The following is a 26,999-nucleotide window of genomic DNA, read 5'->3' as shown; positions in this document are numbered from 1 at the left end:
GTGATGGTGGAGGGTCCAGGTCATGTGCCGTTAAATGAGATCGTCTGGGACGTTAGACTTATGAAGAGGCTCACGGGTGGTGTCCCATACTACGTGCTCGGCCCATTACCTACCGACGTGGCTGCGCCATATGACCACATAGCAGGTGCCGTAGGCGCTGCGTTGGCCGGCGCCGCCGGTGCTGACCTGCTGTGTTATTTAACGCCGGCCGAGCACCTTGGTCTTCCAACGCCGAGGCAGGTCGAGGAGGGCGTAATAGCGTTTAGGATAGCCGCCCACATAGCAGATACAATAAAGCTCGGTAAAAGGGCCAGGGCTTGGGATAATGAAGTCAGCAACTATAGGGGTAGGTTAATGTGGAGGGAAATGATTTCAAAGTTAATAGACCCGGAGAGGGCTTGGGCCATATATACGCAGTATGGTGAGCCCAGGGTTAGGGGTTGTACGATGTGTGGTGGTTATTGCCCAATGCTCATGGTGATGCAGCAGGTAAGGAGGCTCGGGGATGATTCCCAATGACCTGCCCATACTCAATAACGCACCCATGGTTATTAAGCACGTGGGTTAAGGCACCAATACTTAGGGATAAGAGGTTAATAATCGTCTCGGCATGCCTACCGTATATTAACAGGGAATTATTTGAGAAGCTAAGCAATGAGGGTGTCGTGATTCTAGCATGCCCTGAGCGTGAGCCCGCAATGCATTATGGGAAGATAGCCAGTATGGTTAGAAGCTCAAACATAAGGGAGGTCTGGGCCGTAACAATAGACGGTAGCCCCCACTGCGTCGCACTGCAAGCTTCATTAAACGAAGCCGAGTACATACTCGGTGAGAGACTTAATAAGAGACACTTCGTATTGGTTGATGGCGAGGAATTGGTGGAGATTGAGGCCGACGCCGTAAGGGTCGCCCGTTATTTGAGCATCGTTAATGAGTTGATGCGTGGTAATAAGGACTTCGTAATTAAGGAGTTGTCCAAGCACTCGCTTGAGTTTAGGAAGTTCCATGAGCGGGAAAGACCGTGAAATGACCGTGGAAGTCTCTACGGAGCTTTTCTAGGCATTTCACGGTCTTTCCACCACTAATTCCTTAAAATAATATTAAGTAAATCCTTGCATGATGATACGCCTAGCATGGTTAATAATATCGGTAATACTGATTTTGGGAGTAACAAGTGGCGCGTATCTCTACGCCCAGTCAGTGGGCGTATCATTAAACGGTAGTGTTAATGCATCCTCAAGCGCCGCCGTAGGCGTTAATGGCCTCGAGGTCTCGTACAAAGTACACCTCCTAATAGCCGAACGTTGGGTCACCGCACTAAATATGAGTGGTATAAACACGACTTCCGTGACCCAATTAATAAGTAGTGCGGAGGCCCAAGCGTCCGAGGGCAATTACCTAAGCGCAATAGCTACGTTAAATGCCGCCATAAATCTAGCGGCTCAATTAATGGCTAAGGCCAACCTGAACTCAACATATGCGGCCTTAAGCAATTACGAGATTACAGTGTCCAACCTAAATACGGCCATCACCGGCAACTTACTTAACAACGAGACAATAGCCAATTTCACGCTCAAGGTGTTATCGGCATCCCTCAGGAGTAATAATACCTTATATATAATTAACACAGCCTTATTAATGCTAAGTAATGAAAAGAACGAATTAAGTTCAGGCGTATCGGCAGGGGCGCTCGCTGGATTGAACACAGCAATTGAGATTCTGAACAACGCAAGTAATGAACTAGCCAGCACATGCGTGTCCTCGAACATCACCGCCAGGAGTATGACGGTACTCAAGGCGGAGATACTAACGGCAGCATTGTTGGTACCCACGAGGATAAGGGTTAAGTTATTGACTTCAATAATGGCTCCGGAGCTCGCATCCCTAAATTCCACCGCATCCATCACCATCCAGCGACTATCCCTAGAGCTAAACACAACATTGACCCCACAACCATTACTGGGCCAGTGCGCTGCCGAGATTAACGAGGCATTGAATGCTCTAGCCAGCGCAAACTTAACGCCGCCCGAGGCCGAGGTTAGGGTCAATGAGTTAATGAGTATCTATGGGTACTGCCTAGCCCAGACCAATGCCTTAGCTAACATAACCGAGAAAACCCACGCAGTGCTAAGTGGATTCGTCAACATAAACAATGAACTAGCTAGCGAGGCTTAATTAACATGACGCCCTACGTCATGGGCGCTTATTCACAATGCAGGCTCAACCTCATTAACGCCCTAAACACCGGAAACATAACACTGGCCAGCCAAATACTGGCCCAGTGCAGGTCAAGGCTCAGTAGTTACGTTGAGGCGGTATCGTACACGAGGCAGATAATGGGCATGGTAAAGAATTACCTATCTTACGAGAACTCCACGATATACAGTACGGCGGAGCAATACGGAATAACTGGCTTAAAGCCATCCCTATGCTATGCCAGGCTGAGTGGTTATGTGATGGGTAATATAACATCGATACTGGAGGCCATGTTTAACGGCACCATAACGCCTGCCGAGGCCCAAATTGAGGTAAATAATTACCTCAATACGATGTTAAGTACATCCATGCCCATAATTACTGGGTGTCTTGGGATCTACGTAACACCACCCAACATTAAGCCCGTTATGACGCCTAAGGCCCAGGGGGAACTAACGATATATGCCAACGGCACGGCAAGCCTCACTATCTATATAATTAACCCGACCAAGGAGACGATATACATAACTGGGTTTAGCATTGGAGGACTTATGTGCAGTTTCTCAAACGCGGTGGCACTAAAAGCTAACGCCCAGGGAGGCATTAATGTGGGTTTAACGATGACGAATAACGAGGTGATGGGGCTGTGGGATTGAACGTATTCGGCGGCGCCGAGGTTAGTCAGGGAACCTCGATAACCTGCACCGGCTATCTTACAATACCGTACGCAACAACGAGCCTGAGCGGTGAGTTATACCTAAGTAATGGTGAGGTATTATCCCTAAACATATCCGTGAATGCCATGACAAACTTGATGATGGGTGCAGGTTGGGGTTAGTAACGCCAAAAATAAGTAGAATTAAAATAAAAAAATATTATTAAATTTATTTCCTACCTGGTACATAAATTATTACTAAATTTGTCTCTATCTTATACATTAGTAATTCACGTAACCTTACTTTAATAACCCTCTCGTTGTTCAATGTCAGGTTCTCAAGGATGAATACTTCGTGATTATCCCCATAATGCTTGATCAACTCCCTCGCCAACTCGCCTATACCGTCACTGTACGGCGGTGGTAATATGAGTAAGTCCCTTCCTAAACCTGCAAAGAGCGCGATCTCCTCAAACCTGGGATTTCGCTCATGAAGTGTGATGAACACGACATCGGCCAGGTCCCTACCCAGCAGTGAGAGTGCGTGGAGTATTGACGACACGCCGGGTATTATCACTAGCTCAACGCCGTACTCCTCGGCTAAGCTCCTCAACTTATTCATTAGTTGACGCTCAGATACCGATGGGTCGCCATGCATTAAGAAGCAGACCTCCTTATTCACGGCAATCTCCACGACCCTCCGCAATAACCTCTCCTCATCCTTATAATTAAGTTCAATAACTAGTTTATTAATTACGTACTCGGCGAACCTACTGATCACGCTCTTCCAACCAGCCACTACGTTACACCTCATTAACGTATTTAAGCCCTTAATGGTTATTAATTCGGGATCTCCCGGGCCGGTGCCGATTATGTATAATGCCATTGCAATCACTCATGGGCCGCTATGGCGATGGTTACGGAATTGGCATACGCCATCTTCCGCATTATCAATTTAGCCGTAGGGCCGCCGGCAATTAATGCCAGCGGTTCGGCAACGCCGGTAAGGCCCAGCCTAAGTAGGGTGTTGCTTGGTGGCGTTAGGCAATCATCAACAACCCTAAGTTCCCTAACCGCTTCACGTGGTATTAATAGGAATTTTACGCCTAAGTCCTCCGCAACCTTGCGAACATATTCCTCAACCGACGCAATGACATCCACCCTATCAATACCAACGCCTAACCTACGTATTGACTCAAGTATTGCATCCTTAACTAGGGACAGGTCAACACCATGCCTCAAACCAACCCCAATTGATAGCCTCAACCTCTTTAAATAAATGTCGTTATTACCATCGAGCTCCCGCTGAGGCTCCTTATCAATTATGATAACCCTAAATCTGCATCCATCGCCTAGCTTGTAGTTTCCTCTTAACCAATTTGGTAATGAGTCAATACCGATTATAGATATGCAGCCTCCCCTTAATAATTCGGCGTTCGCCTTAGCCAATAACCCCGGGTTCATGATCTTGGTTATCAATCTCCTCGCCAGCTCTTCAATGCTCGTCACACCCAATGAATCGCTGGTGGTCGTTATCACGGCCTCAGCACGCAAATACCACTTAAGGCCCTTGCCAAGTCATTGGCGCCCCAGTGGGCGCCAAGTATGGGCACTACGTACTTACCATCCTCAGGAATAACCACGACGGGCTTATCGCTGAGTTTATCCTTAATAAATGGGCATAATAACCTAACGGCCGCGCTCACGGGCATCACCATGATCAATGCATCATAGCACTTCCAAGCAGTCCTTAGGTGCTCCGGTGAGAACTTTAGGGCTGTGGCGGTAATTCCAAGGTTCTTAAGCGCATTTACGATATTATTTGCTAATTCGTCGTTGAGGATATAAATAACGGCGACACCTCGCCAAAGACTCTCAAGACTCAACATAACTCACCTTATATGGCCTAAAGGAGTGGGTGTGGGATGGGTCATACACGCTCGACCTAATTAAGTCCTTATACCTATATGGCTCCACAGACTTACCGATGATTATCACCGAGTCCTTCAAAATCCTCTCACGTTTCACCTTCTCGGCAATATCGGCCAGGGTTCCCCTGACCACCTTTTGGTCAGGCCACGTGGTTCTATAAACGACGACCACCGGCGTATCGCTGGGTACGCCAGCCTCACGGAACTCCTTAACAACCTTATCTATTAAATGCACGGCCGTGTATATAACCAACACCGCGCCCCTCATGACGAAGGGTGCGTAATCCCTGATGGAGCCCTCCATGGGCACCCTCGCCGACTCCCTCGTTATTATTACGGTCTGGACGAGCTTGGGCAATGTCAACTCTATATTAAGTACGGCAGCTGCCGCGAGGCTGCGGTAATGCCGGGAACGACTTCGAATGGAATGCCGGCATCCTCAAGCGCCCACATTTCCTCAAGTAGAGCCCCATATATTGAGGGATCGCCGGACTTCAACCTCACGACGAGCTTGCCAGACCTAGCCCTATCAATCATTATCTTAGCAATATCCTCAAGAACCAGGTTAGCCGTATTTATAACCTCAGCATCGGGCCTAGCCATCTACTTATTACTTCCGTGTTAACTAACGAGCCGGCATAAAGTATTGTATCGGCGGCCTTAATATAATTCATTGCCTTAACAGTAATTAGTTCGGGATCCCCAGGCCGGCCCCTATAAACACGACCTTCCCTAATCCCATTACCATTATAGGATTCATATCCTATTTAAAAATATTTCCTCCTCGTTGCTATAATAGTCGAGAAATAATCATTCCCAACATCATCAACATCATTACTAATTATCTCATTATTCATAAAGCACCTCCTTGCATATGTGAGTTCATAATCGTTATTCCTCAGTAAATCAAGCACTGACTTTGTAATTTTATTACCTTTATACAACACTACGGTCTCAAATAGGCCAATAACACTCTTAAGAATGTCCACCCGTGTTGATGGGATCAATGCTAAAGCATCATCGCCCAGGGTCAAGGGCTTCAACGCCCTGGCGGCGCAGGCGGTCATTGCGGTAACGCCAGGAATAACCTCTATATTGATATCCCGGCATATGGTCAATAGTAAATTATGAAGTTTATAGAATGTGCTGTAGAGGCTGGGTCGCCTAATACCGCATATACCCCATACTCATAGTTACTGAGTTCATTGCACAGGACTTCCGAGTTCCTGAGGAGTACGTCCACGCCGGGATCGGTGACCATGGGGAATCCCAGGAACACTATTCGCGCAGATCCGCTGACATACCTAGCAATTACTGAGTACGCGAGACTTCTGTTCGTGCCTGTTGAGTACGGCACAAACACTATGGGCGCCGTGCGCAGGATCTTGGCGGCCTTAACGGTTATTAACTCCGGATCTCCAGGCCCCAAGCCAATGACGTAGAGCCTAGGCATACTTAACACCGCTCACTATGAATATGGGATTACGACTAATCATCGCAAGTCCCACCCTAGTCCTTAACCCCTTAGCGATTATGACCTCCGTCACGTCTATATCGCTGAAGCCAAACCTCTCAAGGGCCTTTACGGCCTTATAAACCGTGTCTATCAATATGGCGTCAATAACGATCCTACCACCACTCCTCAACCTATCATGAACGGCTTCAATAATACCTTCTATGTTCTCCGACCCACCGCCGATAAATACTGAGTCAAAGACCTCGTTAATTTCGTGAATGACACCGGGCGCTTCACCGTGTATAATAACCACGTTCTTCAAACCAAACCTCTCCACATTCCTCCTCGTAAGCTCTATGGCCTTTTCATCCCTATCTACCGCGTAAACCATGCCATTATCACCGACAAACAACGCCGCCTCTACCGTAACACTCCCGGTCCCGCAACCAATGTCTAGGAACTTGGCACCCCTAAATAGACCTGCCTTGGATAATGCCAACACCCTAACCTCCTCCTTAGTCATTGGCACCTCGTCATTCCTTACGAATTCGTGATCGGGGATGCCGGGCACCCTGATCATGCCTCACCAACCCTCGCCAAGACCTCACCTTCATCGTTAAAGATGACTATGCCGAACAACGCGTTACCTAACCTAGACACCCTATCAAGGCCCTCTTGGCTATTATCTCAAGAACGGGTTTAGAGTAAGGCCCTAGGTACGTAAGGGCCTCAGCCACAGATCTAGCCTCGGCCACCTTCCTAAGGGTGGCTATGTCAACGCCAGCAAGGACTGAGGCGTGCGTTATGGTCTCAACCCTAGCATCCCCATACCTACTATGCGTATTGAGAAGTCCAGCAGCTACCTTAGTTATCTTGCCGGGTAAACCAGCGATTATTATATTCCTGAAGCCTAACGCCAACGCCTCCTCAATAGCTTTAGAAACCCAATCACCAATCTTAACCACCACATCGCCATATAAGGCCTGTGAGTGCTTAAAGGCTGTATTGCCCGTGGCCAGGACAACCCTCTCAGTACCACGGCTTTCCCTAACGGCCATCAACTCCGCGCGTATGTGTTCTATAAACTCCTCATCACTCATCGGCATCTCAATACCCGTAGTCCCTAATATCGAGACGCCACCCTCAATACCGACATCGCGATTCATGGTGAGCTCCGCCAACTTACGGCCCTCAGGAACGTGCACCACCACCCTAACGCCGCCCTTGATCACCTCGGATACCGCCGCTAAGATCATTTGACGGGCAGTGGGGCTTATGTACTTCTCACCTGGAGGAACCTTTAGCCCAGGCCTCGTAACGATACCGATTCCCTCACCGCCAATAATGTCGATATCACAACTGGGGCAGCGGTATACACATGCCATGATCTCAACGCCATTTAAGACGTCCGGGTTATCTCCTGCGAATTTCTTAACCGAGGCGCATGCATGGTCAGGCCCGAGCTCCACGTATTCCACGGGAACCTCTATCCTAAGCCCCACCGGCGTTGGGATAACCACTGCCTTAACCACCGTTCCATTGACGAGGGCTAGCGCCGCCGCCTTCGCCGCAGCGGCTGCGGCGGCGCCTGTGGTTATTCCAAACCTCCTAAAGAACGTAATTACAGCCATCAAACCACCACGTACTTATTGGTATACCCCCTCGGCGTTATCATCCTTCCCCTACAAACGTAGGTCTTTGAGTTCCCCACAATAATCGTGCTCTGCATGTTAATAATCCCTAGGTAATCTCTCCATTGGGCTAGGCTCGTTATTACAACGTTCTCTCCTTGCCTATAGACCGACTTAGCAATACCGACGGGAGTACTTGGACTTCTATACCTAGTTATTATATCCATGGAGTTAATCAACAATTCCTTATTTATTAAATTATAAAATACAATTACGAAGTCGCCCTCAGCCGCATGGCGAACCCTCGAGAGTATTTCACTGCGTGGTATTAATAAATCACTTAGGCTAATAACTGCGAAGTCCATACTAAGGGGTGCGCCGAGCCTTGAGGCTGCGGCTAACGCAGCAGTGACGCCGGGCACCACCTCTATTTGATCCATATCATAGTTCCTCATGCACGCGAGTTCAAGCGTCGGGCTCGCCATACCGTAGACCTGCGGATCACCGTCGGATACCAACGCGACGTTTTCACCAAGATCGAAGGCGTGAGTAAGCGCTGCCTCGGCCCTCTTCAGCTCCTCACGCATGTTAAACCTCATTACCTCCTTACCATTCAGTAAATCGCTTATTAAATCAACGTATGTATTATAGCCTATGACCACGTTTGATCTCCTAATGGCGTCCACGGACATGTAGGTCCTCAGCAATGGGTCGCCAGGGCCGAAACCCACAATGAATAACCTACCCATTACCCATCACCGATATCTCGATAGCCTTATTCGCGGCGGCCACCGCCATGTTACTACCACCATACGTACCCCTCACGGTTATGCAGGGAACTTTAAATCTAATGCATCCCTCCTTAGCCTCCACAGCATTTGTAAAGCCAGGTGGTGTCGCTATTATGGCTGGGACCTCAACACCCTCCTCAACAAGCCTCAACACCTCTATCAATGCCGTCGGTGAATTCCCAATAACGACAATTTTAGGCTTATCTAGGCCGACCCTCATGGCAGCCGCCGCCCTGGTAATACCTAGCCTACGGCTCAGCACCAGCGCATCCTCGCTATCAAGATAATTCTCAACCCTAACCCACCTAATCCCCACCCTCACCATGTTGACATCCGTGATTATTGGCAAACCTCCATGTAACGCTCCCTGAACGCGTCGAGGAAGTCATTACTTATGTATATTAGGTTGAGGAGCCCTGGATTGCCCGACGCATATATTATTGATGCGGCGATGAGCCTCATCCACCCAGGCCACCCCGCATACCTACTGGATACTACTTCCAGGGCCTTGTTGAAACTCTCCTCATATATTTCCTCGGGACTCATTATGTTGTTGGTGGGGCCTGTCCCGGGATTTAGTGCGCGAGTTATTCTATAAAGTAGGGCGGCTCTAACGAGAACCGAGCCTGATAGGGGTTCCGTTACGTAAACCTCGACCTCACCGTCACCAAATGTTGCGCGAACCCACTTATTAAACTCGGAGACGCCCAACGAACTCATTATATCCCTAACCACGTGATTACCCCTACCTAAAAAGGCGAGCGCAATTATGAACCTACTAAAACCCTTGCTTATCAACTCCTTAAGGAGTGATCTCCAATTTGGCTCCACGTACTCATTATGAGCTAAGTAAACCGGGACATCCATGCGTGACTGAACGTAGTCCTTAACCTCCTCCATGTCATCCACGAAGGAGTGCCTGCGTGAGCCGTGCGTCAGGACTATAACCGCGGTCTTCATACACGTAGTAGGATTCATATCCTATTTAAAAACCTTAAAAACCATACCTAACCAACGCACTCCTCACAGCCCAATACGTAGCCCTCGCCATGACCTCTCCAAACTTTGCATGACCGCCTGAGTAGGTGATCACTGGGTTTTCGGTCCCAGACACAACTATTACATTGTCCGTACCTGTTCCGGTGGCTTGATAATCCCTATTGTAACTACTCCTGACGTTTAAGTCCTGCAGCGCCGCTACCTTTGCCTCGGTAATCGTCACCAAGCTCCAGCCATAGCCCCATCTGTCAACTTAGCATTGGTAATGACTATGATGTTTATCGTCCCCTCTCCATTGGATCGGCACGTGAATTTACCCCCATCCTCCTCACACTGAGCCTCATCAAACCCAACCCTCATGGCATTACTCCTAACACCAGCGGTGGCAAAGACCGTGACCCAGATACGACCATGCTCAGCGCTAGATACGGCGAGGTAATCCATATCCACGCCGATCCCTAGGCACGCCCCATCATTAATATTTAACCCCAACTGCCCCATTAACTCGCTGAAGTACTCCAATCTATTACTGGAGGATTCATGGAGATAGCCCCATAACTCCCTAGGAGCATAATTATTACAAACATACAACACCTCCTTAAAGCCCTCCATGGTGCTTAAAGCCCTCCTAACACTGGGAAACCTTATCACCAGGGTCTTTACGCCGTAGCCCCTAAACGACTGGTCATAAATCACCGCATAAGCGCCATCCCTGGACCACACGGTTCTCATCACATAGCTGGATGTAAATCCTATTAATAAGCTTTTAAGGCACCACCTCATATTATGTCTTAAATAAATAACACTTAAAATTTACTGAGGGCATGGCGTCTTTGTATCTTCGTGCTAGGGGAAATGTTTATAAATAGGATTTGCATCCTACCACGATGGCCAGGAGAATATATCGTGGGTTAGCAAAGGCCATGTTGTTAGCCACGGCAATAGTAGTGATAATAATCGTGGCGGCAGCGCTCGCGTACTTAATGAGCCATACTCATGAATCAATCACTAAGCCTTCGCTCTCCACCACAACGACTTCCACATCGCTTAATGCCCTATTGACCAGGTACTCATCGCCGAACTTCGTGATGCATGCCATAAATGGTAACGCCATAGTTATTAGCAATTATGACGAGAATGTCACGCTTAAGATACCGGTATCCAGGGTGGTGGCTATGAATACCGTGGCCTTACAAATACTGATAGACATCGGTGCTGGGGGTGATGTTGTTGGTATTGAGGGCTACGCCTCACAATTGCCGTGGCTATTCGGAAACTACACTGCACTGCCTGCTGTGAGTTCGGGCATGTGGTCAGTTAATTACGAGGAGATTGTAAGTTTAAGCCCAGACCTCGTGATAACCTGGTCCTACATACTGCCCCAGGTTAGGCAGAAGCTGGGCGTATTCAACATACCAGTAATTGCCTGGGGCTCAAACGATAACCTAACATCACTAATAATCGCATTAGGCGTCGCAACAAACCACACAGGTAAGGCCCTAGCCTAATTAACTGGATGGACGAGCTCAAGCAGGAAATTAGTAGCTACCAAGCGCAGGTGGTTGAGCATCCCAGGGCATACATAATATTTGCCTGGGAATACTCACCATGGTTCGTCGCCGGCAACGGCAGTGATCCCTACACGACAGCCTTATGGCGGGCCTACAGCCATGCTTCAATGAGTCAATGATGGTTCAACCCGAGGCGGTCTTAAAGTGCAATCCTAATGTGATTATTGCCGTGACCTGGAACCTAGACCCGCACGCACCAAATGCTACTCAGTACTGTGAAGGAATAATTAATTCGATAAGGAGTAACCCAGTGCTTAATCAAACGGCGGCCGTCAAGGAGGACCACGTAATAGTAATTCCAGGTTACCTAACCGAGGGTCCCCCAAGGTATGCCGTGATTCTGTACATAGATAGCGTTTTATGGCCGAACATAGTACACGTAAATGCTACGAATGTCTTAAATCAATACTTCAGCGAATTCCTAACTACGGCAGAGCCAGGGGGAGTTTGGTGGTGTAGTGGGTGATTGAATGACAATAACGATAGTGATTAAAAGACCAAGGGTTGCCGAGGGGATGGGCCGTTCACTTAAGGCAATACTCATTAACCTTGCCCTCTCAGCCCTGTTAATATCATTGATTGGGGTTGACGTAGTCGTCGGTACGTACAGGATAACCCCACTGCAGGTCTATGAAGCCCTGATTGACGGGGTCTACCCAATCTTTTCATTACCCCGTGATATCACCCTAGTGGTACTCCATCTAAGGCTTCCGGAGACCCTGGCCGCGGCGATACTGGGCGCATCGCTTGCCAGCGCGGGTGCCATGCTGCAGTTAGTGCTGAGGAATTACCTAGCCTCAACATATACCCTCGGTGTGTCGGCGGCCGCGGGCTTTGGGGCGGCCTTAGCCATAGTCCTGGGCTTTGGAGGCTACGTCATTAAGTACTACCTACCCGTCGTTACTGCGCCTTACCTAGTCATAGTCAGTTCATTCATATTTTCATCAATTGCCGCATCCCTGGTATACGCGTTGGCCTACGTAAGGGGTGCCTCACCCAACGTGATAATACTGGCCGGCGTGGCCATAATGTTTCTATTCTCCATGGGCACATCAATGCTCCAGTACTTCGCGAATAATCCAGACGCCACATATGCAATAGCCATGTGGATGCTTGGCAACCTCACAAACGTGAGGCTAGGGTATATACCGTATATGGCTTTATCGATTATACCAATAATATACTACGTCCTGGTGTCAAAGCGTGTGGACGCTATGAGCTTGGGCGATGAGGTTGCCCATAGCCTCGGCGTTGATGTGGGCAGGTTAAGACTAACCCTAACGCTTCTTACGGCGTTTCAGGCGGCTGCCGTGGTCAGCTTCGTGGGGGTCGTCGGCTTTGTGGATCTCGTGACCCCAAACATAGCGAGGCTCATTGTGGGGAACGACTCCGCAAAGCTCGCAATAACCTCAGCACTAATGGGCGCTGACCTAACGCTGGTCTCTGACATAATCTCGAGATCATTAGTACCACCATACATAATACCCATTGGGATAATACTATCCCTGATAGGCGCGCCTTACCTACTACTCATGGTAATACTTAGGGGTGGTGGTTATGGTTCTTGAGGTTAAGTCCCTCGAGTGTGGTTATGAGAGTAGGCCCATAATCACCGGGATTAACTTCGCGCTGGATAATGGTGAAATACTATCGTTACTCGGCCGATAGGTTCCGGCAAGTCCACACTCATTAAGTGCATATTGGGCACTGCCAGGAGGATGCGCGGTTGTGTATGTATTGATGGTAAGGCATCAACGACCCTACCACATGGGGAGTGGGCTAAATTAGTGGCCTATGTACCGCAATTGCTCGAGAGGCCGTATATGGTTAAGGTCATTGACATGGTGGTGCTCGGTAGATTACCGTACATGGGCTTTAGACCGAGGAGGGAGGATTATGAGGCGGCATATGAGGTATTGGACAGGCTTGGGATTTCTTACTTAGCCAATAGGTTTGCCCATGAACTAAGTGGTGGCCAGTACCAATTGGTCCACATTGCGAGGGCCCTACTTCAAAGGCCAAGGGTTTTGCTCCTCGACGAACCAGTGAGCACTCTCGACCTAAAGCACCAGGTTGTGGTGATGGAGACCATAAAGAGGGTTGCTAAGGAGGATGGGGTGTCCGTCGTTATGGCGATGCATGACGTAAATCTCGCCCTTAAGTACTCACATAAGTTGCTGATGCTTAAAGGAGGGCGTGCCGTGGCTTACGGATTATCACCGGAGGTATTGAGTCCATTCGTGATTAGGGAGGTTTATGATGTTAATGCGAGTATGGTGTGGTTTAATGAGGGGCCCAGGGTGATCATATGAGGGCCACGTTAATACTTGGTAGGGTAGGCTACTCGTTACTTCTTGAGGATGTTATTAAAGAACTGAGGGGCAGGGGCCTCGATATAGACCTTAACATTTACTATAGTTATAAGCATTTAAAGGATGATATAGGTCATAGAAGTTTACTGGAATTAATTACTAACTCAGGTATAAGTTTGCTCTCTATTTGTAATAAAGCCATTGGTGAGTTGGCGAGGGAGTACTCAAGGTACGTAATACCGCTGACCCCCTACGCGGTTGAGTTTGCTAGGGTCCCTGGGAACGTAGATCTCATGAAGGTATTTAATTATTGGGACAACCCCAGTAAGGAGAATTTGAAAAACCTGCTCCTCTACTTACTAAATACCATTGATGGTATACCAACGGCGTACGAGGAACCTAGGGTCAATCCGGACGTTGGTTTCATTGATGAAAATCTCACTGTGCTCTCAAGACCCACTAACGTTAGTGGTTCAAAACCCCTATTAGCCGTGATACTTCATTACCCAACCACGTTTGAGGAGGTAATGATCTTAAGGTTGCTTAGGGATTACGTAGATGCCGACCTCGTAATTGCCTACTCAAGGTACGGCCTGCATGCTAATGCCCTTAGGGAGCTTCAGAGCCATGGATTGAGCCCGGACGTAATCCTTGACTTCACATATAAGGGGCAGCCATCATTTCCTGATGCTGCGGTGGAGGTTTATAAGAAATTGAATGCAATAGTGCTGAGAGGCCTTATTATGCATGCCGATGATATCAATTCATGCGTAAATCGCCCCAGGGACTTAACTTCTTCGACTTAATGTTCCAAGTCGTGATGCCTGAGATAGAGGGTGTCGCTGAGCCAATACCAATTGGCGGGATAGGCGTTGTCGGTAAATCTAACGTACTTAGTGGGGACTTATTAACCTACTTGTCAATAGAGGATAGGGTTCGCCGCATTGGCGGTAGGATTAACCACTGGATTGGGTTGAGACGTAAGAAGAACAGCGAGAAGAGGATTGCAATAATAATTTATAATTACCCACCTGGTGAGCACAACTTAGGCCGTGCCTCTTACCTCGACGTTATAGAGAGTGTTAAGGTTATACTTGAGGCTCTGAAAGGCGCTGGGTACATGGTGAATTCCGTACCGACGGACCTAGTTAAGGAGTTGATAAGTAATGGGATTGTCAACTCACCCCAATACGTCGCAGTTAAGGGCTTGAGATTAAGCGTTAATAACTACCTCAGGTTCTTCAACAACCTACCGGAGAGCGTCAGGAATAAGGTGATTAGGGAATGGGGCGAGCCACCAGGCAGCGTCATGGTCGATAAGGATGGGATTGCACTACCCATAGTCGTCTTGGGCAATGTCTTAGTCGGCTACAACCAACGAGGGGTTGGCACGAGGATCCAAGCAAGGTATACCACAGTAGGGAATTACCTCCCCATCACCAATACCTGGCGTTCTATCACTGGATTGCGGATGTGTTTAAGGCTGATGCAGTAATTCACGTGGGCACCCACGGAACTCTCGAGTTCACGCCAGGCAAGGAGGTTGGGCTAAGTAGTGAATGTTTCCCTGATATACTCATTGGTGATTTACCAAACATTTACATATATAACGTATCGGCAACCCCGGGGGAGGCGATGATAGCTAAGAGGAGGGGTTATGCCGTATTGATAAGTCATGCGGTTCCCCCATTCACAACTGCCGATCTCTACGAGGGTTACGTGGATCTAGAGAGGATGATTGAGGAGTATGGGGAGGCCCGAATTTTTGGCAGATTGAAAGGGCTGAGGAACTTAAAAAAATCAATACTTAACAAGGCCAGGGAACTCCATATAGAGGGCGATGATGTTAATGATATACACGTGGAATTAACGAAGTTAAAGAGAACGTTGATACCTAAAGGCCTTCATGTATTTGGTAGGAGGTGGTCATTCGATGAGGTGGTGGATTACCTAACGTTCATGCTTAGGTACGATAGAGAAGTTCCATCATTACATAGGCTGTTGGCAGCCGCGAGGGGCCTTAATTACGAGGACCTACTAAGAAGTGGGAGCGCGCTTCTGGACAGGATCGAGGAGGAGGTGAGGGGCTTAGTCAAGGAGTATCTGGAGCGGGGCTCCGTGGATTTAACGAAATACCCAGACAATGTTAGGGGCGGCATAACGGCGGCACTTAATTATGCGAGGACCGTGGCTCAGAGGATAATGAGCAGCGACGAGGTTGGGGGCCTACTGAACGCGTTGAACGGTGGCTATGCCGATATAGGCCCCAGCGATGAGCCGTGTTCAACCCAGACGTCTTTCCCACGGGTAGGAACCTCCACGCCTTCGACCCAAGGACATTCCCGAGCGAGTTCGCCATGAAGAGGCTGAGAATGCCGTTAAGATGATGATTGAGAAATACGTTAGGGAGTACGGCAAGTACCCGGAGAAGGTGGCCATTGACGTATTCGCGGCGGAGACCATAAGGACTAAGGGCGAGCCCATAGCCCAGGTACTTCACTTACTAGGCGTTAGATTAAGGAGGAAGAGCCTTTGGGAAGTGGAGCTCGAGCCAGTGCCGCTTAAGGAGCTCGGTAGACCACGCATCGATGTCCTGGTAACAATAAGCGGCGTGTTTAGGGATATGTTCCCAAACCTAATAGATCTAATTGACAGGGCCGTGAAGTTAATCGCATCATTAGAGGAACCCGAGGAGTGGAACTACGTCAAGAAGCATAGGAAGGGACCGCTAAAGGACTCACCCACGGTATTCGGACCCCCACCTGGGGAGTACGGAGTGCAGATTGCACCACTCATAGAGACCGGCGCCTGGAAGAGCGAGGAGGATTTGGCGGAGGTCTATATATTCAGAATGGGTTACGCATATGGTGAGGGTATTCATGGTGTTGAGGCCGCAGAGCTGCTTAAGGAGCATTTAAGGATTACAGACCTGGTAACCAAAATAAGGGATACCCACCAGTTCGAGCTTATGGACATAGACGATTACTACCAATTCTACGGAGGACTAATCAGGGCTGTATGGCACGTGAGTGGTAGGAAGCCCGCGGCCTATTGGACGGATACCACTAGGGAGGTGATTGAGGTGGTTGATAATAAGTTAGCGATTAGGAGGGGCATGATAACGAGGCTCCTTAATCCAAAGTGGATAAGCGAAATGCTGAGGCATGGTTACTCAGGGGCACTACAAATAGCTGAAAGGTTTGACCACACGCTAGGGCTTCAGGCAACGACGGGCGACGTTGAGGAGTGGGTCTGGCATGAACTCACGAGGAGGTACTTAATGGATAAGGAGATTAGGGATAGAATTAGGCGCGCCAACCCCTGGGCGCTCAAGCACATGGCTGAGAAGCTCTACGAGGCTACAAGCGCGGTTATTGGAGGCCGAGTGAGGAGGAGTTGAAAGCAATACAGGACGTTGCCTCAGAGGTCGAGATGGAAATAGAGGCTGGGCTTATGAACAATAATACCGAGGAAAGGTATAGGATTTACTATCCCTTCACGGCAATAGTTGGTAATGAGGATGCTAAGTTGGCTTTGATACTAAACGCCATAGACCCTGACATAGGCGGCGTACTACTCGTTGGTGATAAGGGTACGGGTAAGTCCACAATGGTTAGGTCACTGGCGCAAGTGCTTCCTGAAATTGAGGTCGTCGCCGACTGCCCCTTCAATGATGACCCTAACGACCCAACCCACATGTGTGATATATGCTATTCACGCTATGTCAGGGGTGAGCAGTTACCCGTGGTTAGGAGGAAGATGAGGGTTGTGAACTTACCACTTAGTATAACCGTGGATAGCTCGTCGGTACCATAGACATAAAGAGAGCGTTGAAGGAGGGGATTAGGGCGTTGCAACCTGGCCTATTGGCTGAGGCCAATAGGAATATCTTATACATAGATGAGGTTAACCTACTCGACGATTACATAGCCAATCTGCTGCTGGACGTAGCCGCCTCAGGCTGGAATATAATAGAGAGGGAGGGATTATCGTTCAAGCACCCGGCCAAGTTCGTACTGGTCGGCAGTATGAATCCGGAAGAGGGTGAATTAAGGCCTCAGTTACTGGATAGGTTCGGTCTCTACGTTAGGGTTGAGGCGAGTAGGGATCCTGAGGAGAGGGTCGAGATTGTTAGGAGGGTTGAGGAGTTCCGCCGTGACCCAATATCGTTCTATAGGAAATTCGAGCCATTAGAGGAGGAATTGAGGAGGAGGGTTGAGGGTGCAAGGGCTCTACTTAGGGATGTCGAGATTGACGATGATCTACTACGTCTTATCGCAAAGACCATTACGGAAATGGGGATTAAAACTCACAGGGCCGAAATAGTGGTTGTTAGGGCTGCTAAGGCGTTGGCGGCATTTAACGGTAGGAGGAGGGTTGAGCTTGAGGATGTTAAGAAGGCCATGGAGTTAGCCCTACCGCATAGGGTAAGGGCAAGACCATTTAATGAATCATCTAATTACGACAGTTTCAGGAATGCCCTACATAACTTACTAGAGGGCAAAAGACCCAGCGACTCAACCAGCAATGGATCGGATGCCTCACGACCCCAGCCATTTGGTGGCTCGTCATATAACAACATTAATAATGCCATGGATGGGACTAGCCATGGCAGTTTAGGGTTAAACTCATTACGTAGTCCTAGTCATAGGTATAGTATTGATGAGGTGAGGATTCAGGGTGATTACCGCAACGTACTCATTAGAGACATAATTAAGGATATCATGGGTAGGGGCTCGAGGGGTGTTAGGCGTTATGTAATTGGTCATAGAGGCGTACCCATAGGCTATGTGCTGCCCCGCGGCCCTGATGATGTTCAGGACATAGATATCTTCGCAACGATAAACACGGCGGTGCTTAGGAGACCGTACTTACCCCTTAATATAGAGCCTGAGGATTATAGAATTAGACTTAGGGTTGCGGACTCGCCCTCGTTAATCATAATACTGCTGGACCTTAGTGGCAGCATGGCGGCTATGAGGAGGATAGCATCGCTAAGGGTATTGTTAGGAGGATAATTGAGGGCTCCTACGTTAGGAGGAGCCTTCTATCAGTGATTACGTTTAAGGGCGTTAATGCCGAGATACTCCTAAGGCCCACCAGGCCTATGAGACCGCCTATAAAATGATTAATGAATTGAGCGTGGGTGGGACAACGCCATTACCTGCGGCCCTCGCTAAACTGCTCGACATTGCAAAGGATCTTAAAATCAAGAGCGGGCGTGTCTCCGTAACCGCCGTGCTGGTGACTGACGGCAAGGCCAACGTACCTATACGGAGGAGTGTGATTGAGGATTTACATGAATTATGCACTGCCATTAAGAGGGCTGGGATTAGGGTGGTGGTGTACCCGACCGAGGTTAATGCATTCGACCCAGCACCTACATACATAGGCCACTTAATTAATTGGTGCGGCGCAGAGGTTAAGAGTTACGAATTGGGTAACCCGTAGGGTGTTCGCCTTGGGGTCCCTGGCAGAGATTATTGAGGAATTAATGAAGTACACCTCCTTATTCCTAATAGCGTCGATCGTAGGCCTATTCATTGCCTGCCTATTAAATGAGGGTGGGTTTATGAGGCGTATTGATGGTGTGATCAAGCGTTATTTAAGCCCGTGGGTTTACCAACATTCCTGGCGCCAGCGGTCATCTCAGCCATGGTCAACGCATACAGGGCGGAGCACATGATAATATATGACTACTACACTAAGGGTTACTTAAGTGATGATGGGATTATACTTTACGTGCTAGTCTCAGGCTACTTAAGGGGGTTCGGCGCATTACTTCATGTTGGCCCCATAGTATTGGTTGCGCTGGGGCCTATGCTCGGTGCTGAGTACCTGGCGCTGCTTTATATTAGGTATGTGCTTTTCTCCATAATGGGCCTAATCTACGGTAGGATTAAACGTATTAGCATTGAAGCGCGTGGGTATACAGGGTCCATGAATAGTGGCCGTATCACGCACTTATCACACATATGCCTCATACGAAGCGTTAAGGTCACCCTGCGCGTGCTGCCTAGGTTTATGGTAATCATAGCGATAGTGCTAACTCTAGAGTTAGTTAAAGCGTTTACATTGCTTACGGGGTACATGGTCGAGGTAATCGGGCCATTATCGACGCTATTAAGTCCAGCGGCTATTACGGTCTTGGTTACGGCCATAGCTCCCCATCATCGGCATACTTCGTGGCTCATCATTATTGTCAAAGGGCTTATTAAGCACGAAGATTCTACTAATCTCGCTACTTTTGGGAAGCATGGTGGGCGGCTTGACTATAGGCTTAACTAGGCACTCATTACCCTTTTACTTATCGATATATCCACCAAGGCTCGCCGTAAGGATAGCGCTAATTCAAGCAATTGCGGATGCTGTTTCCATAATGTTAATAACAATTATTATAATAATTACGTAAGGAGCTTCGTTAACTTCCCACTCTTAATGCCTTCCCTAATTTCATGGGCTATCCTCTCGCCCATGTCCATTGGCCTATCGAAGTAGAGCACGGAGTATTGGCTACCGACGCCCATGTACACGTTAGTACCCGCCACAATCCTTCCGGAAAATTCGAAGACCACTATCCTCATGTCATCGGTTATTATTGACTCGAGGCTGAAGGGGCCGGCGATGCCGGGAGGCACTAATTCACTGACTGCCTTTACAAATTGCTCTCCGTACTTCTGTACGGTAGGTAATAGGGACTCCCTGAGCACCATGGGTATATTGCCGACCACCGTGAACGTAGGCTCCGCAAGGCCTGGGATCCTTGTGTCCACGTTGCTCTCATACCTAATGTCCATGCCAAACACCTCGAGCCTGTTATAGACGTAGGAATTGAAGTAGTGGTAGTAGCTGGTACGCCGATTACGTACTCCTGAATTATGTAGTCGTCCTTTAAATCATTAAGTCTCCTCGTTAACTCCTCCCTATCCTTCGCTATGAAGTAGCCCCTACCGCCTTTGGCGCCGTAGAGCTTAACGATTACAGGGTACTTGGCGTAATTAGTGTCATTAAATACTTTAGGCGTTGGTATGCCTGCGTACTCAAGAAGCTTCATCTTCAACCTCTGATCAGCTCCCACTCGAGCAGGTACCTATTCCCGAAGGTCGGGATTTCCATCTTAATGGCCCTTCTCCAACCAACATACTCAACGTAACTACCATGCGGTATTAATATGGCGTTCCTCTCAAGTAGCTTGGGTACGATGGACTCGAAGTTCGCGAAGTCCGCCTCCCAAACCTCGTCTATGAACCTAAACTGCCTATAAAACCAGCCATGCCCTGGTCTCGCTATTCCTATGGTCCTAAATCCATACTCATGGGCGCCCCTTAGTATCTGCAGCGCTGAGTGACTGGCTATTGTTGCTATGCTTATTCTATCTAAGTCGTAATTCCTCAGTAGTCTTTCCACATCAATTATCTCCCTCATTACGTAACCACCTCCTCAAGCCTACCCTGCTCGATTGCCTCCCTAATCTCAATGGCGATCCTCCTACCCATCGATATTGGTTTACCAAAGTATAGCTTGCTGTATTGACTACCAACGCCCATGTAGATATTCGTCCCACCACCAATCCTAGGGGCCACATCATAAACAACTAATTCGAGCTCTGGAGTGACTATGAACTGGAGCGTGAAGGGTCCTATGACGCCAGGTGGGACTAATTTATTACTGGCCTCAACGAACCTATGCCCGATCTCGAACACCTTCTCCAGGAGACTTTCCCTAATGGTTGCTGGTTCATGACCAACCTCGATATACCTAACATCAACGTCGAGATCCAGCTGATCCCTGGCAGGCACTCTATAGACACCATCGAGGTTGCTCTGTATCCTCCTGTCAAAGCCATGCAACTCAAGCCTACCCCTAACCCTTGAGTAGAAGTAATTGGCGTTAAAGTGGGCGCCAAGCACAAACTCCTCTATGGAGCGTTGTTAAGGTCCTCAAGTCTGATTAAACCCTTCTCCGCCAATCGCTTAGCCTTCCTTAGCAAATCATCCCTATCCCTGGCAATGAAGAAGCCCCTCTCAACCCTCCTAACAGACTCAGGGAGCTTAACCATTACGGGCCTATCCACATCATCAACGCTATTAAACGTCCTCGGCCTCCTAATACCAGCTTCATCCAGTAACTTGTAGTAATTATGGGGACCAACCCTCTCCTCCCAACGCAGTAAGTACCTATTGCCAAATATTGGTATTGGGAACTTACCCTCAATATTGTCATAACCCACGTAGACTGCGAATGACCTATTGGGCACGAAGATCGCATTCTCCTGCCTAAGTAAGGCAATGACATCATTACTTATAATCTCCACAAAGTCATTAAGGATAATTAGCCTATCAACAATGGGAAATTCACGATAAGGCAACTCCCTACCTCTCTTGGCTATGGCTATTGTCTTAAATCCCTCATCTTTAGCACCATCAAGCACGTCAAGGGCTGAGTGGCTGGCCAATACGGCTATGGAGTAGTTCTGCATCACAATTTATTATTATAAAAATCCTTATAAATGTTATCCGTTAATGCCCATGGGGTAATATCGTTATTTATTTAAATAAATAATTAAACAATGCTTTCAATGAAATAATTAAACAATAACGATATTAAATACCCGAGGATTAGGAGGAGTTACTTTTAAATAAATTTTTAAATAAAGGAATTCAATAATGACGGCGCATAAACGAATCGTTAAATATGACGGTAGGAGAACCCATTTCATAGAGGTGATGGGTCTCAGGAGGGAGTTACCCGTGATCTATATTGGGCATATCACTATTGGTAATGAGAGGTTTAAAGCGTACATAGCCTCAGACGCTGATTTAGTGCTTGGTGATGTCGAGTTTATAGGCGCTGCTGCGGAGGAATTGGCGAGATTAATAAGGCGATTCAGTCCGGAGATCATCGTCGCGCCTGAGGCTAAGTCCGTAGCCCTGACCTATGAGGTCTCGAAGAGACTGGGGATCAACCACTTCGTGGTTGTGCGTAAGGATATTAAGGCCTACATGGGTAATGACTACATAAGCGTTGATGTAAGTTCAATAACGACGAAAAGGCCTCAACGGTTAGTCCTTGACTCCACATCAGCCACTCGTCTGAGGGGCCGTAGTGTTTGTCTCCTTGACGATGTTATTTCGACGGGAAGCACCATGAGAGCCCTGGAGAGGCTCATGAATATTATTGGCGCCAATGTAGTGTGTAGGGCGGCTGTATGGATCGAGGGTCCGTGGGTTAACGAACGCGAGTTTCAGTATATAGGTGAACTGCCAATATTTGTTGAGTGATGAAGTATAGAAACATGGTAATATTCGATCGTTACCTCGGACGGTAACGCTAATAAATAGGTTATTATTTATTAATAACTTGGTGATAATATTGTTTGAGGCCAGCAAGTACGACTCATGGTTCCTCAGTAATCAGTATGTCCTTGAATCAGAGGTATTGCTGATTAAGTACATGCTCGAGCCCAACCCCGGTAGGGTATTGAGTGTGGGCTGTGGTTCGGGGCTCTTCGAATTCATCCTGAGGACTAGGTATGGCATTAGGATTGAGGATTGCGTTGAACCTAGTCCCGACATGGCCAGGGTTGCCGAGACAAGAGGTCTAAGGGTTAAGATCGGTGTTGCTGAAAACCTACCTTTCCCTGATGGTGAATTTGATACGGTGCTTTTAAATGGCGTCCTTGATTACGTCACCGATGATGTTAAAGCCGTTAAGGAGGCTTACAGGTTCTTAAGCCTGGCGGCCATATAGTCGTTGCTGACGTAATTGCCGAGGGTTCGTATGGGTTACTTTATAAGTTGGCCGAGTCATTGGGTGGTTGGGACAATACATACATTGCCAGGGTTAAGCCTCCCAACCCATACCCCATTGAATATGTAAGGCAGGCCAGGTGGCATACCGTTGAGGAAATAATGAATTTACTAAGGAATGCGGGGTTCGTGATTGTTAAGGTGGCCCAAACATTAACAAGACATCCCAAGTACTCAAACGAGGCGATTGAATATCCAATAGATGGTTATGACAGGGGTGATTACGTAGCGTTCAAAGGATGGAAGCCCTATTAAAACGTATGGCGAATGTGGTTATAAAAAGGTTTTATGTTTATAATGACTAAACCTGATTATTCAGGTGGAATTTCCATGTACACCAACCTTAGTGGTATACCCTGCCTACTTCTAACGTAGTCAGTCACAATGAATATTACTAGGCCAATTACGAATATTATCGACGACTCGGCGAGTAATTGAAGTGGGTTTCCGGTGATGAATAGGTAATACTGCGGCTGGGTTAGCCAGTAATAGGCGAATATCGATAGAACGGCTAGGTATGTAACGTCTAAGGCGATCAGGGCTCTCCTATCCACGCCTAACTTTGTGGTACCCTTCATATGCATTACTAATGCCAGTAGTATTGATGCAATGAAGGTGAAGATTAATAATATTAATGCATCTAAGTCTATGGCATAAAGCAAGGCTGAGCTGAAGGGAGTTAGGATCAGTATATACATTAAAGCCACGGTGATCACCAAGTCAACTAAGTGGGCCACGATGGGCGAGTGCGTCTTTAGACTCACGTATGAAAGTGCACGGGGTAAGACCCTGTCCATCGAGAACGCCAGTAGGTACCTAGATACCTGGATTATCACGCCAGTTACTGGGGCTATGTACCAAAGCACCGAGGAGTAGGCCAACGCGATGGATAGAGGCGTACGTAATAGTGCCAGGTCCACGGCTGGATTAATTAAGAGGAAGCCGTTGTCAATATCGTTGGAATTCATGTAGCCCGCGCCCACGTAGAAGTTTAGGCCAAAGCCCTTCAGGAATGCCGCAACAAATAACGTGAAGAATAACCCACCTAGTATGAACATGCCGATGACCCCAAGCAATGCCGTTAACCTATCCCTCCTAATCTCACCGCCAATGGTTACTGGGTAATTCACGTATGCCCAAACAGCCGTTGTGAAGGCAGCCATACCGAATAATCCATACAGCCCACCGGTCACTGACGCCTTACTAGCTTCACTTACGGCCTCAATAAATGCTGATCCAAGCATTCCCTCAATGAATTTTCTCGGTAATGATAATACGTAGATTGCGGATGCCATGAACGTTGCCAGAGCTGTTAGGGATATGATAGTAAACATCATTAGGCCTGCCCTAGCTGAGACTATGTTAACCATTATTAAAATCGTGATTAGCATAACCGCAATTATGAATTCATTCCTGGGATTAAGCACAGCATTTGCCAATGGATTATTAAGCGCCTGCATTACCATACCCAACTGGGCCGCTGCGAAGTATACGAGGACCGCGTCATATAGCATCTCACCTACTGTGAAGTTGAACCACGCCGCAAAGCCTATCGGTGGGTTTAACCTGGAGAAATAAACGTAATCACCGGCAGTCCTTGGGTACTGCCTAGTTATGAAGTACCACAGCAGCGCCCCAGGTATGAACATTATCCATGAGATTACTAGGCTAAGTAGGCTATAGAGCCCGCACCATATATGTAGAGCCCCGCTAAATAAACAAATGGTATTGTGAGGAAGCCATTATAGCCCATACTCATTAACAACAGCTTATAAGGGCCAACCTCCCTAACAAGGCCCGTACTCTCTCTAACGAAGATGCTCATGCTCCGACACCGCCTAGAAACGCCTCTATGGCGTCACCAACCTTAACGTGGTAACCCAAGTCATTTAGGGCCTTTGCAAGGGCCATTATAGCGTTTGTCATGGCATTTATAGAAGCCGTATATCCCATGTGCCCGATCCTAAGCACCTTACCCTTAAGCGACCCCCATGAACCGGCTATAAAGACTCCATATCTCCTCACGGCCTCTATGATCTTCGTGTCGTTTAAACCGTTGGGTACATAGAAGGCCGTGACCGTTGGGCTTGAATAATCCTCCGATTCTGGGACTAACCCGAGACCCATGGCCTCGATGGCCCTAACAACACCACGCGCTATAGCCCTGTGTCTCCTATAGACATTCGTTAAGCCCTCCTCGTAGATCATCCTTAGTGACTCCAGCAAACCATTAATCAGGGGCTCACTGTGGGTGTATGGGAACTCCATCTTCTCAACTGCGCCCCTCCAAAGCCTAATGTTTAGGTAAAAGCCCCTGTAGTTAACCTTATCCATTACGTCCCAAGACTCGTCACTAACGGCGAGTATTGTTAGGCCGGCGGGTAGATTAAGCACCTTCTGACTACCGCCAATGAGGATGTCCACGCCCCAATTAACGTCGATTTCTACGCCTCCTATTGAGGACACAGCATCTACCACGAGCAATTTACCCTCAGACTTGACGGCGCTCGCCAACTCCCTTAAATTATTCAATGTACCGCTTGGAGTTTCGCAGTGTACCATCGTGACAACCCTGGCATCTCTAGCCTCATTTCTCAAGAATGAAATTACTTTGTCTGGGTTAAGTACTGTTGAGTAATTAACCCTATACAGTATAGGTATCCCACCATAAGCCGATACCAGGTCCGCAAAAGCATCCCCAAAGACGCCATTACTAAGTACGGCTACCTTATCACCACTCCTCACGAGATTTGCGACGGCCGCCTCGAGACCGCTCATGGCCTCACCAACCCATATAATCACGTTATCCCTCTTAGCACCAACCATGCTTGCCAACATCGACCTGGCTTCATCATAACGCCTAAAGAATTCCGGATCTAAGTCTGGATTTGTTGTCCTCCTTGCCATTGCAAGCAATATTCTGTGGGGTATCTCCGTGGGCCCTGGGGTCGTTATTAACGTATCGGTCACAAACATTAAACCGCATTATCGGGGGACTGACTATTATATTTTATTAAACGTTTAATAATTAGTGAGACCCGCACCTTGAATTTTACGTGGTGGTCATAACGAACGACTACCTTAATGACTGAACCCTTTTACGACACCACTGGCTAACCTTACAATATCCTCGATATACTCCACATCCTCCCTAACCTGCCTCGACTTTAATCTCGCCTCGTGGAATCCCTCCACGTGTAGGAACCACGCGGCCCTCCACCAAAGCCTAACCTCTCTGTTGTTAAGTTTCTCGCTTATTGAATCAACGGCATCAAACAATAACGTTGCCGTCCACCTACCCTGAAGCTCGGCAGTCTTTGCCTCATCTAAGCCCAGAGCAACCGCCATTGCTTTGATTGCTCCTCAGCGGCCTTGTAGAGTTTCTCGCTGGCCTGCACGGGGTCCCTATCAATCAATGCCTCACCCTCGTTAAGGAACTTCTCGGCAAGCTCAAGATGCGCCCTAGACCGCTCACTTGGGTCGAGGTTTAAAGCCTTTGATATTAAGTCAATTATGTCAATGCCCCTTTTCATGGCCTCGTTAATTAGGCTCTCAGGTATTGCCACGTGGATTACTTATTTCCCTTAGCTATAAAGCTTCTCGTACGTATTTGAAATTAAGTCGTAGTGCTTTAAATAATCTCAGTAT

Annotated in this window: 32 protein-coding genes and 6 pseudogenes; 21 read left to right on the top strand and 17 right to left on the bottom strand. The window is 48.0% G+C overall.

What is annotated here, in order from left to right:
- Positions 1-3: 3 nt before the first annotated feature.
- The 5 genes from JCM16161_RS15365 (at position 4) to JCM16161_RS04680 (ending at position 3,034) form a co-directional block, all read left to right on the top strand.
- Positions 4-519 (top strand): phosphomethylpyrimidine synthase ThiC, encoded by a 516-nt coding sequence (locus JCM16161_RS15365; protein ID WP_243669588.1) that lies wholly within the window; start codon positions 4-6, stop codon positions 517-519.
- Entirely contained in the window at positions 516-1,025 is a 510-nt protein-coding gene (locus JCM16161_RS04695) for a hypothetical protein (RefSeq protein WP_054855147.1), read from the top strand. The genes JCM16161_RS15365 and JCM16161_RS04695 overlap by 4 nt, the downstream gene beginning before the upstream one ends.
- A 91-nt stretch (positions 1,026-1,116) precedes the next feature.
- On the top strand, positions 1,117-2,175 hold the full coding sequence (locus tag JCM16161_RS04690; RefSeq protein WP_054855146.1) for a hypothetical protein: 1,059 nt from the start codon (positions 1,117-1,119) through the stop codon (positions 2,173-2,175).
- A gap of 5 nt (positions 2,176-2,180) precedes the next feature.
- On the top strand, positions 2,181-2,852 hold the full coding sequence (locus tag JCM16161_RS04685; RefSeq protein WP_054855145.1) for a hypothetical protein: 672 nt from the start codon (positions 2,181-2,183) through the stop codon (positions 2,850-2,852).
- On the top strand, positions 2,849-3,034 hold the full coding sequence (locus JCM16161_RS04680; RefSeq protein ID WP_243669348.1) for a hypothetical protein: 186 nt from the start codon (positions 2,849-2,851) through the stop codon (positions 3,032-3,034). Before JCM16161_RS04685 ends, JCM16161_RS04680 begins: the two co-directional genes overlap by 4 nt.
- Positions 3,035-3,080: 46 nt before the next feature.
- Here JCM16161_RS04680 and cbiE read toward each other — a convergent pair whose 3' ends face one another.
- From cbiE to JCM16161_RS15355, 11 genes and pseudogenes are all read right to left on the bottom strand, one after another.
- Positions 3,081-3,737, bottom strand: a complete 657-nt coding sequence (cbiE, locus tag JCM16161_RS04675) for a precorrin-6y C5,15-methyltransferase (decarboxylating) subunit CbiE (protein ID WP_243669346.1) — start codon at positions 3,735-3,737, stop codon at positions 3,081-3,083.
- 5 nt (positions 3,738-3,742) lie between these two features.
- Positions 3,743-4,390, bottom strand: coding sequence for a cobalamin biosynthesis protein (locus JCM16161_RS04670; protein WP_054855142.1), 648 nt, complete (start codon positions 4,388-4,390; stop codon positions 3,743-3,745).
- Positions 4,387-4,740: a hypothetical protein gene (locus JCM16161_RS04665; RefSeq protein ID WP_054855141.1), complete on the bottom strand. Its 354-nt coding sequence runs from the start codon at positions 4,738-4,740 to the stop codon at positions 4,387-4,389. The genes JCM16161_RS04670 and JCM16161_RS04665 overlap by 4 nt, the downstream gene beginning before the upstream one ends.
- Positions 4,727-5,319: pseudogene (locus JCM16161_RS04660) on the bottom strand (SAM-dependent methyltransferase). Before JCM16161_RS04660 ends, JCM16161_RS04665 begins: the two are co-directional and overlap by 14 nt.
- A 230-nt stretch (positions 5,320-5,549) precedes the next feature.
- Positions 5,550-6,235: pseudogene (locus JCM16161_RS15360) on the bottom strand (cobalt-factor II C(20)-methyltransferase).
- Positions 6,228-6,809 (bottom strand): precorrin-6Y C5,15-methyltransferase (decarboxylating) subunit CbiT, encoded by a 582-nt coding sequence (gene cbiT / locus JCM16161_RS04645; RefSeq protein WP_243669344.1) that lies wholly within the window; start codon positions 6,807-6,809, stop codon positions 6,228-6,230. The pseudogene JCM16161_RS15360 and the gene cbiT overlap by 8 nt, the downstream one beginning before the upstream one ends.
- Positions 6,810-6,885: 76 nt before the next feature.
- A complete protein-coding gene (gene cbiD / locus JCM16161_RS04640) occupies positions 6,886-7,869 on the bottom strand; it encodes a cobalt-precorrin-5B (C(1))-methyltransferase CbiD (RefSeq protein WP_243669342.1) in 984 nt (327 codons plus the stop codon).
- Positions 7,869-8,618: a precorrin-3B C(17)-methyltransferase gene (locus JCM16161_RS04635; RefSeq protein WP_054855137.1), complete on the bottom strand. Its 750-nt coding sequence runs from the start codon at positions 8,616-8,618 to the stop codon at positions 7,869-7,871. The genes cbiD and JCM16161_RS04635 overlap by 1 nt, the downstream gene beginning before the upstream one ends.
- Positions 8,611-8,976, bottom strand: coding sequence for a precorrin-8X methylmutase (locus JCM16161_RS04630; RefSeq protein ID WP_243669340.1), 366 nt, complete (start codon positions 8,974-8,976; stop codon positions 8,611-8,613). The genes JCM16161_RS04635 and JCM16161_RS04630 overlap by 8 nt, the downstream gene beginning before the upstream one ends.
- 23 nt (positions 8,977-8,999) lie before the next feature.
- Positions 9,000-9,620, bottom strand: coding sequence for a hypothetical protein (locus JCM16161_RS04625; RefSeq protein WP_054855135.1), 621 nt, complete (start codon positions 9,618-9,620; stop codon positions 9,000-9,002).
- A gap of 34 nt (positions 9,621-9,654) precedes the next feature.
- Positions 9,655-10,271 (bottom strand): annotated as a pseudogene (locus JCM16161_RS15355) (adenosylcobinamide amidohydrolase).
- Positions 10,272-10,546: 275 nt separating this feature from the next.
- Between JCM16161_RS15355 and JCM16161_RS04610 the strand changes: the two are divergent.
- The 13 genes from JCM16161_RS04610 to JCM16161_RS04560 all read left to right on the top strand — a co-directional run bounded on the left by JCM16161_RS04610 (position 10,547) and on the right by JCM16161_RS04560 (position 19,830).
- Positions 10,547-11,167 carry an ABC transporter substrate-binding protein gene (locus tag JCM16161_RS04610; protein WP_054855132.1) on the top strand — a complete coding sequence of 207 codons (621 nt, stop codon included), beginning with the start codon at positions 10,547-10,549 and terminating at the stop codon, positions 11,165-11,167.
- Positions 11,168-11,175: 8 nt separating this feature from the next.
- On the top strand, positions 11,176-11,349 hold the full coding sequence (locus JCM16161_RS15350; RefSeq protein ID WP_243669338.1) for a hypothetical protein: 174 nt from the start codon (positions 11,176-11,178) through the stop codon (positions 11,347-11,349).
- Entirely contained in the window at positions 11,346-11,696 is a 351-nt protein-coding gene (locus JCM16161_RS04605; protein ID WP_054855131.1) for a hypothetical protein, read from the top strand. The genes JCM16161_RS15350 and JCM16161_RS04605 overlap by 4 nt, the downstream gene beginning before the upstream one ends.
- 4 nt (positions 11,697-11,700) lie before the next feature.
- Positions 11,701-12,798, top strand: a complete 1,098-nt coding sequence (locus JCM16161_RS04600; RefSeq protein ID WP_243669336.1) for an iron ABC transporter permease — start codon at positions 11,701-11,703, stop codon at positions 12,796-12,798.
- A 132-nt stretch (positions 12,799-12,930) separates the two neighbouring features.
- Positions 12,931-13,542 carry an ABC transporter ATP-binding protein gene (locus JCM16161_RS04595; RefSeq protein ID WP_054855129.1) on the top strand — a complete coding sequence of 204 codons (612 nt, stop codon included), beginning with the start codon at positions 12,931-12,933 and terminating at the stop codon, positions 13,540-13,542.
- Entirely contained in the window at positions 13,539-14,348 is an 810-nt protein-coding gene (locus JCM16161_RS04590) for a hypothetical protein (RefSeq protein ID WP_054855128.1), read from the top strand. The genes JCM16161_RS04595 and JCM16161_RS04590 overlap by 4 nt, the downstream gene beginning before the upstream one ends.
- A complete protein-coding gene (locus JCM16161_RS04585; RefSeq protein ID WP_243669334.1) occupies positions 14,309-15,037 on the top strand; it encodes a cobaltochelatase subunit CobN in 729 nt (242 codons plus the stop codon). The genes JCM16161_RS04590 and JCM16161_RS04585 overlap by 40 nt, the downstream gene beginning before the upstream one ends.
- A 5-nt stretch (positions 15,038-15,042) precedes the next feature.
- Positions 15,043-15,903 (top strand): cobaltochelatase subunit CobN, encoded by an 861-nt coding sequence (locus JCM16161_RS04580; RefSeq protein ID WP_243669332.1) that lies wholly within the window; start codon positions 15,043-15,045, stop codon positions 15,901-15,903.
- A gap of 22 nt (positions 15,904-15,925) precedes the next feature.
- Positions 15,926-16,942, top strand: coding sequence for a cobaltochelatase subunit CobN (locus tag JCM16161_RS04575; RefSeq protein WP_243669329.1), 1,017 nt, complete (start codon positions 15,926-15,928; stop codon positions 16,940-16,942).
- A complete protein-coding gene (locus JCM16161_RS15345) occupies positions 16,939-17,358 on the top strand; it encodes a hypothetical protein (protein WP_243669327.1) in 420 nt (139 codons plus the stop codon). Before JCM16161_RS04575 ends, JCM16161_RS15345 begins: the two co-directional genes overlap by 4 nt.
- Before the next feature lie 35 nt (positions 17,359-17,393).
- Positions 17,394-18,560 (top strand): ATP-binding protein, encoded by a 1,167-nt coding sequence (locus JCM16161_RS15340; protein WP_243669325.1) that lies wholly within the window; start codon positions 17,394-17,396, stop codon positions 18,558-18,560.
- A 124-nt stretch (positions 18,561-18,684) separates the two neighbouring features.
- Complete coding sequence (locus JCM16161_RS15335; RefSeq protein ID WP_243669323.1) at positions 18,685-18,993, top strand: hypothetical protein; 309 nt, start codon at positions 18,685-18,687, stop codon at positions 18,991-18,993.
- 162 nt (positions 18,994-19,155) lie between these two features.
- Positions 19,156-19,830 (top strand): hypothetical protein, encoded by a 675-nt coding sequence (locus tag JCM16161_RS04560; protein WP_054855123.1) that lies wholly within the window; start codon positions 19,156-19,158, stop codon positions 19,828-19,830.
- 116 nt (positions 19,831-19,946) lie between these two features.
- Here the strand turns inward: JCM16161_RS04560 and JCM16161_RS04555 are convergent.
- Both JCM16161_RS04555 and JCM16161_RS04550 read right to left on the bottom strand, forming a co-directional pair.
- A pseudogene (locus JCM16161_RS04555) lies at positions 19,947-20,949 on the bottom strand (formate--phosphoribosylaminoimidazolecarboxamide ligase).
- 17 nt (positions 20,950-20,966) lie between these two features.
- Positions 20,967-22,021: pseudogene (locus JCM16161_RS04550) on the bottom strand (formate--phosphoribosylaminoimidazolecarboxamide ligase family protein).
- 247 nt (positions 22,022-22,268) lie between these two features.
- On the opposite strand from JCM16161_RS04550, the gene JCM16161_RS04545 reads away from it, so the two are divergent.
- The 3 genes from JCM16161_RS04545 (at position 22,269) to JCM16161_RS15325 (ending at position 23,606) form a co-directional block, all read left to right on the top strand.
- Positions 22,269-22,823 carry a phosphoribosyltransferase gene (locus tag JCM16161_RS04545; RefSeq protein ID WP_243669585.1) on the top strand — a complete coding sequence of 185 codons (555 nt, stop codon included), beginning with the start codon at positions 22,269-22,271 and terminating at the stop codon, positions 22,821-22,823.
- 82 nt (positions 22,824-22,905) lie between these two features.
- Positions 22,906-23,292 (top strand): class I SAM-dependent methyltransferase, encoded by a 387-nt coding sequence (locus tag JCM16161_RS15330; protein ID WP_243669583.1) that lies wholly within the window; start codon positions 22,906-22,908, stop codon positions 23,290-23,292.
- Between the two features lie 47 nt (positions 23,293-23,339).
- Complete coding sequence (locus JCM16161_RS15325; protein WP_243669321.1) at positions 23,340-23,606, top strand: hypothetical protein; 267 nt, start codon at positions 23,340-23,342, stop codon at positions 23,604-23,606.
- Between the two features lie 56 nt (positions 23,607-23,662).
- On the opposite strand, the gene JCM16161_RS04535 is transcribed toward JCM16161_RS15325, so the two are convergent.
- From JCM16161_RS04535 to JCM16161_RS04525, 4 genes and pseudogenes are all read right to left on the bottom strand, one after another.
- Complete coding sequence (locus JCM16161_RS04535; RefSeq protein WP_054855121.1) at positions 23,663-25,000, bottom strand: APC family permease; 1,338 nt, start codon at positions 24,998-25,000, stop codon at positions 23,663-23,665.
- Between the two features lie 14 nt (positions 25,001-25,014).
- The gene (locus JCM16161_RS15320; RefSeq protein ID WP_243669319.1) at positions 25,015-25,176 is read right to left on the bottom strand and encodes a hypothetical protein; all 162 of its coding nucleotides are present in this window, start codon (positions 25,174-25,176) and stop codon (positions 25,015-25,017) included.
- Positions 25,173-26,327 (bottom strand): alanine--glyoxylate aminotransferase family protein, encoded by a 1,155-nt coding sequence (locus JCM16161_RS04530; protein ID WP_243669317.1) that lies wholly within the window; start codon positions 26,325-26,327, stop codon positions 25,173-25,175. The genes JCM16161_RS15320 and JCM16161_RS04530 overlap by 4 nt, the downstream gene beginning before the upstream one ends.
- 105 nt (positions 26,328-26,432) lie before the next feature.
- Positions 26,433-26,917: pseudogene (locus tag JCM16161_RS04525) on the bottom strand (PaREP1 family protein).
- Between the last annotated feature and the right edge of the window lie 82 nt (positions 26,918-26,999).

The sequence above is a fragment of the Vulcanisaeta sp. JCM 16161 genome, from assembly GCF_001316285.1.
This window is presented reverse-complemented; position numbering and strand designations above follow the sequence as displayed.